Raw genomic sequence first — 8,531 nt, 5'->3', positions numbered from 1 at the left:
CGATGATGTCGGTGCCCAGGGCGGCGTCGAAGCGGGGCGCGTTGTCCATGCCGCTCTCCCAGGCCGCGGCGAGGCGCCGCTCCTCGGGCGAGCCGTTCCGTCGACGGGCGCCGATGAGTGTAAACCAGCCGGTCCGTATGGCTGTGTGTCCCTGCAGGGGTATGGGGGTCAGTGGATGATGCCCGTTCGCAGGGCGACGGCGACCATTCCTGCGCGGTCTCCGGTGCCGAGCTTGCGGGCGATTCGGGCGAGGTGGCTCTTGACGGTCAGGGCGGACAGGCCCATGGAGACGCCGATGGCCTTGTTGGACTGGCCTTCGGCGACCAGCCGGAGGACCTCGACCTCGCGGCCGGACAGTTCGCGGTAGCCGCCCGGGTGGCTCGGGGTGCCGGGGGGCCGGCGGTGCATACGGGCGGCAGTGGCGCCGATGGGGGCGACGCCGGGACGGGTGGGGTGGCCGATATTGGTTCGGGTGCCGGTGACGACGTAGCCCTTCACGCCGCCCGCGAGGGCGTTGCGTACGGCGCCGATGTCATCGGCGGCGGAGAGGGCGAGACCGTTCGGCCAGCCGGCGGCTCGGGTCTCGGACAACAGGGTCAGCCCGGAACCGTCGGGCAGGTGGACGTCGGCTACGCAGATGTCGCGTGGATTGCCGACGCGGGGACGGGCCTCCGCGATGGACGACGCCTCGATGACGTCACGTACTCCGAGTGCCCACAGATGGCGGGTGACGGTGGAACGGACGCGCGGGTCGGCCACGACGACCATGGCCGTCGGCTTGTTCGGGCGGTAGGCGACCAGGCTTGCGGGCTGCTCTAGGAGAACGGACACCAGGCCTCCTGGGGAGTGGCGGGACGGGCCGGCTCGGGGATGAAGCCGGGGCGAACCGTGCTTGAAGGGTCATTGACCTCTTCGGCAGCAGACCCGTCCTCCTTTAGAGGAAGATCACTATTTGGTGAGTAACAATTCGGGCAAATCGGACATATGGTCGATTGTACGAAAAGGTTGCCGGGGACTTTGTGGCGGTTGTGATGCAGTGTTACCGGCAGAGGGAAAGGATCAGGCCAGATTCAGGGAGCCTGGGGCCCGCGCCGCTGGGGGAGTGTCACCACCGCGGCGTCGGCGGGGCCGGATGGCGGCAGACCGGCGATCTGACACAGCAGATCGCCCCACGCCATCAAATGCGCTGCCGTGTCCGGCACCCCGCCACGGCTCTCGCGCGGTGTCCACGACGCCCGGATCTCGATCTGCGTCGCCGGGCGTCGCGTGGCCAGTGCGCCGAAGTAGTGCGACCCGGCCCGGGTCACCGTGCCGCCCGCCTCCCCGTACAGCAGACCGCGCGCGTCCAGCGCACCGGTCAGCCACGACCAGCACACCTCCGGCAACAGCGGATCGGAGGCCATCTCCGGCTCCAGCTCGGCCCGTACCAGCGTCACCAGGCGGAAGGTGCCCTGCCAGGTGTCGTGCCCGGCCGGATCGTGGAGCAGCACGAGGCGGCCGTCGGCGAGATCGTCCTCGCCGTCCACGACCGCGGCCTCCAGGGCGTACGCGTACGGAGCGAGCCGCTTGGGCGGCGGCGTCGGCTCCACCTCCAGCTCGGCGCGCAGCCGCGCCGTGTGCAACGCGTCCACCGCCGACCGGAACGCGGGCGGGACGGATCCACCCTCCGCGCTGTCCTTGCTGTCAGCGCCATCGGATTGATCGGAGAACTGTCCCTGAGCCGGAGCCATGCGGGGAAGAGTAGGCGGAACCGGAGCCTCGCGCAGGGAGGGACACCCGGGCGGGCCCGGCTGCTTACGGCTTCGTGCGAAGATTCTTGGTGTGAGTGCCAACGATCGCCCCATGGGCCAGCAGACGAAGACATCCGCCACCCATGAGTCGGCGTTCCTGAAGGCGTGCCGGCGCGAGCCGGTGCCGCACACGCCGGTCTGGTTCATGCGCCAGGCAGGGCGTTCGCTGCCGGAGTACCTGAAGGTGCGCGAGGGCATCGGGATGCTCGACTCCTGCATGATGCCGGAGCTGGTCGCGGAGATCACGATGCAGCCCGTCCGCCGCCACAAGGTCGACGCCGCGATCTACTTCAGCGACATCGTCGTACCGCTCAAGGCCATCGGGATCGACCTCGACATCAAGCCCGGCGTGGGCCCGGTCATCGCGGATCCGATCCGCACCCGCGCAGATCTGGCCCGGCTGCGCGATCTCACGCCCGAGGATGTCGGCTACGTCACAGAGGCCATCGGCCTGCTCACCGCCGAGCTGGGCTCCACCCCCCTCATCGGCTTCGCGGGCGCGCCGTTCACGCTCGCGAGCTACCTCGTGGAGGGCGGCCCGTCCCGCAACCACGAGCACACCAAGGCCCTGATGTACGGCGACCCGCAGCTCTGGGCGGATCTGCTCGACCGGCTCGCCGAGATCACCGGTGCCTTCCTCAAGGTCCAGATCGAGGCCGGTGTCTCGGCCGTCCAGCTCTTCGACTCGTGGGTGGGCGCGCTGGCCCCCGCCGACTACCGGCGTTCGGTGCTCCCCGCCTCGGCGAAGGTTTTCGAGGCCGTCGCCCCGTACGGGGTCCCGCGCATCCACTTCGGTGTCGGCACCGGCGAACTCCTCGGCCTGATGGGCGAGGCCGGCGCGGATGTCGTCGGCGTCGACTGGCGGGTGCCGATGGACGAGGCCGCGCGCCGCGTCGGCCCCGGCAAGGCGCTCCAGGGCAACCTCGACCCCGCGGTGCTGTTCGCGCCGACGGCGACGGTGGAGGAGAAGACCCAGGAGGTACTGGACGCGGCCGTCGGTCTCGAGGGCCATGTCTTCAACCTGGGCCACGGCGTGATGCCGTCGATGGACCCGGACGCCCTGACGCGGCTCGTGGAGTACGTGCACGAACGGACCGCGCGCTGAGAGCCTGTCGGGCGACCTCTGATCGGGCGGGCACGGCGTGGCACGCACGCTTCCGGCGTTGCCGAAATGGCCTAGTAGCTCCTTCCCCAAGCTCTCAAGGAGCAGGGGAGACCCCATCCAAGGCCATCCCGGCGCCTTGGAATCGCACGCACCACGCCGCGTCCGCTCTCCGATCGAAAGTCACCCGACAGGCTCTGAGCGGCGCAGGACACCGGGCACCGCGCACTCAGGCGGTGCCCGCCCGCCGCAGTGCCGTCACCGTCTTGCGGGCCGCCACCAGGACCGGGTCCCAGACCGGTGAGAACGGCGGGGCGTAGCCCAGGTCCAGGGCGGTCATCTGGTCCACCGTCATCCCGGCCGTGAGCGCCACGGCCGCGATGTCCACGCGCTTGGCCGCCCCCTCCCGGCCCACGATCTGCACACCGAGGAGCCGCCCCGTGCGGTACTCCGCGAGCATCTTCACCGTCATGGGCTGCGCCCCGGGGTAGTAGCCCGCCCGGCCCGTCGACTCGATCGTCGCCGTGACGAACCGCAGGCCCACCGCGCGGGCGTCCTTCTCCCGCAGCCCGGTGCGGGCGATCTCCAGGTCGCAGACCTTGCTCACCGCGGTGCCCACCACCCCCGGGAACGTCCCGTAGCCGCCGCCCACATTGGCCCCGATGATCTGCCCGTGCTTGTTGGCATGGGTGCCCAGCGCGATATGGCGGGTACGGCCCGCCACCAGGTCGAGGACCTCGACACAGTCGCCGCCCGCCCAGATGTTGTCCTGCCCGACGACCCGCATCGACAGATCGGTGAGCAGGCCGCCGTGCGGGCCCACGGGGAGGCCGACGGCGCGCGCCAGCGTCGTCTCCGGCTCCACACCGATACCGAGCACCACCACGTCCGCAGGGTAGGAGGTGTCGCCCGCGGCGACGGCGCAGACCCTGCCGTCCGGGCCGGTGTGGATCGCGGTGACCTCGGCGCGGTTGACCGTGGTGATGCCCAGGCCGTCCATCGCGTCATGGACCAGCCGCCCCATGTCGGGGTCGAGCGTCGCCATCGGCTGCTCGCCGCGGTTGAGCACGGTCACCTCGAAGCCGTGCTTCAGCATCGCCTCCGCCATCTCGACGCCGATGTAGCCCGCCCCGACGACGACCGCCCGCCTGCGCCCCGGCGCCACCCGGTCCAGCGAATCCAGCAGCGCCTGCCCGTCGTCCAGCGTCTGCACCCCGTGCACCCCGGGCGCGTCCATGCCGGGCAGCGCCGGACGCACCGGCCGGGCCCCTGTCGCGATCACCAGCTTGTCGAAGCCCGTCCAGTACGTCTCACCGGTCTCCCGGTCCACGGCCCGCACCCGTTGCCCGGCCACATCGATCTCCGCGACCTCGGTGCGCATCCGCAGGTCGATGTCGCGGGCCCGGTGCTCCTTCGGCGAACGGGCGATGAGGTCGTCCCGCTCCGCGACGTCGCCACCGACCCAGTACGGGATGCCGCAGGCGGAGTACGAGGTGAAATGGCCCCGCTCGAAGGCGACGATGCTCAGCTCGTCGGGACCCTTGAGCCTGCGGGCCTGTGACGCGGCGGACATGCCCGCCGCGTCACCGCCGATGACCACCAGTCGCTCCGCCGTCATGCCTGGTCCCTTCGACACCCGAGTCCGAGAGGACCACGCTACGACGCCGGGGGCGTGGACTAGGAATCGGACTGCTCACCCGACAGGCTCTCAGGCGCCCGCGGCGCACGGCGTCCGGGCAGGCGGCGCCGCAGCAGCCGCCACAGCAGCAGGAGTACGGCGGCCGCGGCCAGGAACGGGGCCGCGGCGCCCGCTGCCATCGCGAGCCACCGCAGCATCGTGACGAACGCGTGCCAGCCGCCGCCGAGCGCGTCCAGGAAACCGGGGTCGTCGCCGCCGTCCTTCGCCACCGTCTCCGGCTCGGAGAGGTCGAGCGTGATCGTGGCGAGCGTGGTGCGGTCCTTCAGCGACTCCTGCTGGGCGAGCAGCGACTCCAAGGAAGCCTGACGACTGCTCAGTTCGCCTTCCAGTGCGACCACATCGGTGAGCTTCTCGGCCTGTTCCATCAGCTTGCGCACCCGCGCCACACTCGCCCGCTGGGTGGCTGTCCGGCTCTCCACGTCGACCACCTGGTCGGTGACGTCCTTCGCCGACGACGTGCGCGACAACAGCTTCCCGGCGCCCGCGAGATCCCGCAGTACCGCGTCGTACTCGCCCTGCGGAACACGTAGCACGATATGTGACATTTCACGTGTATCGTCGACCCGCTCCGTCTCCTCGCGGGACACCAGACCGCCCGAACTCTCCGCGACCGCGCGGGCCGCCGCAGCGGCCTTCGGCACGCTCTTCACCTCCACGGAGAGCGAGGCGGTACGGATGACATGGCTGCCGGCGGGCAGGGCATCGGGGTTCTTGCGCTCCGCCGACGAACCGCCGCCCTCCGGCGCCCCTTGCGCCGACTTTCCGGCCGCGGAGTCCACGGCGCCCTGCCTGGCCGGGGCGACCGCACTCTTCTCGTCCCCGGCACTCGTGTCGCTCGCACTGTCGGCGGCGCCGCAGCCGCTCAGCGCGAGGAGGCCGGCCAGGAGCCCGGCGGCCAGGATCGTGCGCGAACGACGGACGGATGAAGGGACGAATGAACGGCCAGGATGCCGGTCTGTCTGCATAACTACTCCCCCGGGACGGGTGATTGATGGTGCCGGTTCGACGTGCGGGGCGGGGGCACGGGTTGCCTGATACCGGTTTCGAAGCGGTCACGTTCAGGACTCGGAAGAGGTTTGAGAGAGTGGAGGCATGCAGCGTTCAATAAACCGCGCAGACACAGGTACGGGTCATGTCGTCGTCATCGGCGGTGGCATTGCCGGTCTCACCGCCGCCCACCGGCTACTCGGGGCCGGGCTGCGGGTCACCCTCCTCGAGGCCACCGACCGGCTCGGCGGCAAGCTCATGACCGGTGAGATCGCGGGCGCCCAGGTCGACCTGGGCGCCGAGTCGATGCTCGCCCGGCGCCCGGAAGCGGTCGCCCTGGCACGCGCCGTCGGGCTCGGCGACCGCCTCCAGCCACCCGCCACCGCCACCGCATCGGTCTGGACACGCGAAGCCCTGTGGCCCATGCCCAAGGGCCATGTGATGGGCGTACCGGGCGACCCGATGGCGCTCAGCGGAGTGCTCTCCCCGGAGGGCCTCGCGCGCATCGCGCAGGAGCGCGACCTCACCCCGACCGCCGTCGGTGACGATGTCGCGGTCGGTGCGTACGTCGCCGACCGGCTGGGCCGCGAGGTCGTCGACCGGCTCGTGGAACCGCTGCTCGGCGGTGTGTACGCGGGCGACGCCTACCGGATCTCGATGCGCGCCGCCGTACCGCAGCTCTTCGAGGTGGTGCGGGAGGGCGGCTCGCTACTCGACGGTGTCCGGCGCATCCAGGAGCGGGCCGCGGCCCGGCAGGAGACCGGACCGGTGTTCCAGGGCATCGACGGCGGCGTCGGCACCCTGCCGTACGCGGTCGCCGACGCCGTACGCGCGGCGGGCGGGGAGATCGTGACCGCCACCCCCGTCCTCGGCCTGACCCGTACCACCGACGGCTGGGACGTCCGCACGGACACCCGGGTGATCACCGCCGACGGCGTCGTGCTGGCCGCCCCCGCGTGGTCCGCCTCCACTCTGCTCGCCGCCGAGTCCCCGGCCGCCTCCGCCGAGCTCGCCGGTGTCGAGTACGCGTCGATGGCGCTCGTCACCATGGCGTTCCGCCGCTCCGACGTGGCCACCACCGGCGCACTCGAGGGACGCTCCGGCTTCCTCGTACCGCCGGTCGACGGCCGCACCATCAAGGCCTCCACTTTCTCCACCCACAAGTGGAACTGGGTCGCCGATTCCGCCCCCGACCTGTTCGTCCTGCGCACCTCCGTCGGCCGGTACGGCGAGGAGGACCATCTGCACCGCGAGGACAGTGAGCTGGTCGACGTATCACTGCGCGATCTCGCCGAGGCGACCGGGCTGGCCGCGAAGCCCGTGGACACCACGGTCACCCGGTGGATCGGCGGACTGCCCCAGTACCCGGTGGGCCACCTCTCCCGGGTCGCCCGGATCCGCGACGAGGTCGCCAAGCTGCCCGGCCTGCGGGTCTGCGGAGCGGTCTACGACGGGGTCGGCATCCCGGCGTGCATCGCGAGCGCCCACCGTGCCGCGGACGAGATCGTCCGCGACGTCACCGGCGGGTCCGGGGAAGAGATCATCGCCACGTCGACCCCGGTTCAGGGCACACGGAGCGAGGCGGGACAATAGCCGTATGAGTGCGCCTGAGAAGATCCCCAACGCCGGTAAGAAGGCCAAGGACCTCAACGAGGTCATCCGCTACACGCTGTGGTCCGTCTTCAAGCTGCGCGATGTCCTGCCCGCGGACCGTGCCGGTTACGCCGACGAGGTCCAGGAGCTGTTCGACCTGCTCGCGGCGAAGGACATCACCGTCCGCGGCACCTACGACCTCTCCGGCATGCGCGCCGACGCCGATATCATGATCTGGTGGCACGCCGAGACCGCGGACGAGCTGCAGGAGGCATACAACCTCTTCCGGCGCACGAAGCTGGGCCTGGCGCTGGAGCCGGTCTGGTCGAACATGGCGCTGCACCGCCCCGCCGAGTTCAACAAGGCGCACATCCCGGCGTTCCTGGCCGACGAGACGCCGCGCAACTACATCAGCGTCTACCCCTTCGTGCGCTCCTACGACTGGTACCTGCTGCCGGACGAGGACCGTCGCCGTATGCTCGCGGACCACGGCAAGATGGCCCGCGGCTACCCCGACGTCCGGGCCAACACCGTCGCCTCCTTCTCGCTCGGCGACTACGAGTGGGTCCTCGCGTTCGAGGCCGACGAGCTGTACCGCATTGTCGACCTGATGCGCCACCTGCGGGCCTCCGAGGCGCGGATGCACGTCCGCGAGGAGGTTCCGTTCTTCACGGGGCGCAGGAAGTCGGTCGCAGACCTGGTGGCCGGGCTCGCGTAGCGAGCGGGCTCCGACCACCCCAACCCGGAAGATCAGAAGGCGGGCACCGGCGCGTTCCGCGCTGCCCGCCGTTCCAGCGACACCGGGTTCGGCTCCGGGATCGCCGCAGGCTCCGACCTGCGGCGACCCCGGAACCTACAGAGAAGCACGGGGCGCAGTCCCCATCCGCGGTGCCGTGGAGGGCGCCGAACTCGAACGGGACAGCTTGACCTCTTCGAGTCGCCCGCAGCCGCAGCGCAGAGTGCACTGCGCGACATCTTCATGTGGTCACCGCGCGTACGGCGACGCATGGGGACTCACCTTTCCAACCGGCCACGGCACTACAGGCTCAGCACGATGGCGGAGCCGATGCCGCCGAGGCACAGCGCGATGGCAGCTTCACGCCAACCGCCCTTCCCCCAGCGGAAGGGGCGGTCCAGGGCGAGCCGCCCAGGGCCGATGGCGGCGATGGCCAGTGCGACGACCGCGATGTACACGTTGTACTCCAGGCCACCCTCTGTTTCCCATGGACCGTGTGCCGCGGTGACGGTCACCATGGCGTTGATCCCTTACCTGGGATCTTGTGTGAAAGCCCCGGCGTTCACGACTCCGTTGGGAAATCCGCAAAGCGGCGGTCTTGATCGCGGTTCAGGCGGCGAGTTC

The 8,531-nt window shown here is 70.7% G+C and carries 7 protein-coding genes and 1 pseudogene; 3 read left to right on the top strand and 5 right to left on the bottom strand.

Going from position 1 to position 8,531, the window contains the following annotated elements:
* Positions 1–168: 168 nt before the first annotated feature.
* Both ABTZ94_RS34185 and ABTZ94_RS34180 read right to left on the bottom strand, forming a co-directional pair.
* Positions 169–831 (bottom strand): helix-turn-helix transcriptional regulator, encoded by a 663-nt coding sequence (locus ABTZ94_RS34185; RefSeq protein WP_093899280.1) that lies wholly within the window; start codon positions 829–831, stop codon positions 169–171.
* 239 nt (positions 832–1,070) lie between these two features.
* A complete protein-coding gene (locus ABTZ94_RS34180) occupies positions 1,071–1,730 on the bottom strand; it encodes a DUF3000 domain-containing protein (protein WP_351206797.1) in 660 nt (219 codons plus the stop codon).
* A 91-nt stretch (positions 1,731–1,821) separates the two neighbouring features.
* On the opposite strand from ABTZ94_RS34180, the gene hemE reads away from it, so the two are divergent.
* Positions 1,822–2,895 carry a uroporphyrinogen decarboxylase gene (hemE, locus tag ABTZ94_RS34175; protein ID WP_502967357.1) on the top strand — a complete coding sequence of 358 codons (1,074 nt, stop codon included), beginning with the start codon at positions 1,822–1,824 and terminating at the stop codon, positions 2,893–2,895.
* 226 nt (positions 2,896–3,121) lie between these two features.
* Here hemE and ABTZ94_RS34170 read toward each other — a convergent pair whose 3' ends face one another.
* Together ABTZ94_RS34170 and ABTZ94_RS34165 are read right to left on the bottom strand one after the other, a co-directional pair.
* Positions 3,122–4,510 (bottom strand): FAD-dependent oxidoreductase, encoded by a 1,389-nt coding sequence (locus ABTZ94_RS34170; RefSeq protein ID WP_351206795.1) that lies wholly within the window; start codon positions 4,508–4,510, stop codon positions 3,122–3,124.
* A gap of 59 nt (positions 4,511–4,569) precedes the next feature.
* On the bottom strand, positions 4,570–5,556 hold the full coding sequence (locus ABTZ94_RS34165) for a DUF4349 domain-containing protein (RefSeq protein WP_351206793.1): 987 nt from the start codon (positions 5,554–5,556) through the stop codon (positions 4,570–4,572).
* A gap of 127 nt (positions 5,557–5,683) precedes the next feature.
* Here ABTZ94_RS34165 and hemG point away from each other — a divergent pair, with 127 nt between their 5' ends.
* Both hemG and hemQ read left to right on the top strand, forming a co-directional pair.
* Complete coding sequence (gene hemG / locus ABTZ94_RS34160; protein ID WP_351206791.1) at positions 5,684–7,171, top strand: protoporphyrinogen oxidase; 1,488 nt, start codon at positions 5,684–5,686, stop codon at positions 7,169–7,171.
* Between the two features lie 4 nt (positions 7,172–7,175).
* The gene (gene hemQ, locus ABTZ94_RS34155; RefSeq protein WP_351206789.1) at positions 7,176–7,889 is read left to right on the top strand and encodes a hydrogen peroxide-dependent heme synthase; all 714 of its coding nucleotides are present in this window, start codon (positions 7,176–7,178) and stop codon (positions 7,887–7,889) included.
* Between the two features lie 320 nt (positions 7,890–8,209).
* Here hemQ and ABTZ94_RS34150 read toward each other — a convergent pair.
* Positions 8,210–8,434: pseudogene (locus tag ABTZ94_RS34150) on the bottom strand (DoxX family protein); the annotation flags it as partial.
* Positions 8,435–8,531 lie beyond the last annotated feature (97 nt).

Origin of the sequence: Streptomyces sp. NPDC002785, from assembly GCF_040295565.1 — a bacterium.
Taxonomy (GTDB): Bacteria; Actinomycetota; Actinomycetes; order Streptomycetales; family Streptomycetaceae; genus Streptomyces.
This window is presented reverse-complemented; position numbering and strand designations above follow the sequence as displayed.

Coding starts and splice junctions, on each gene's coding strand:
- hemQ (WP_351206789.1), top strand. CDS start 7,176: ATGAGTGCGCCTGAGAAGATCCCCAACGCCGGTAAGAAGGCCAAGGAC.
- ABTZ94_RS34170 (WP_351206795.1), bottom strand. CDS start 4,510: ATGACGGCGGAGCGACTGGTGGTCATCGGCGGTGACGCGGCGGGCATG.
- ABTZ94_RS34165 (WP_351206793.1), bottom strand. CDS start 5,556: ATGCAGACAGACCGGCATCCTGGCCGTTCATTCGTCCCTTCATCCGTC.
- hemG (WP_351206791.1), top strand. CDS start 5,684: ATGCAGCGTTCAATAAACCGCGCAGACACAGGTACGGGTCATGTCGTC.
- ABTZ94_RS34180 (WP_351206797.1), bottom strand. CDS start 1,730: ATGGCTCCGGCTCAGGGACAGTTCTCCGATCAATCCGATGGCGCTGAC.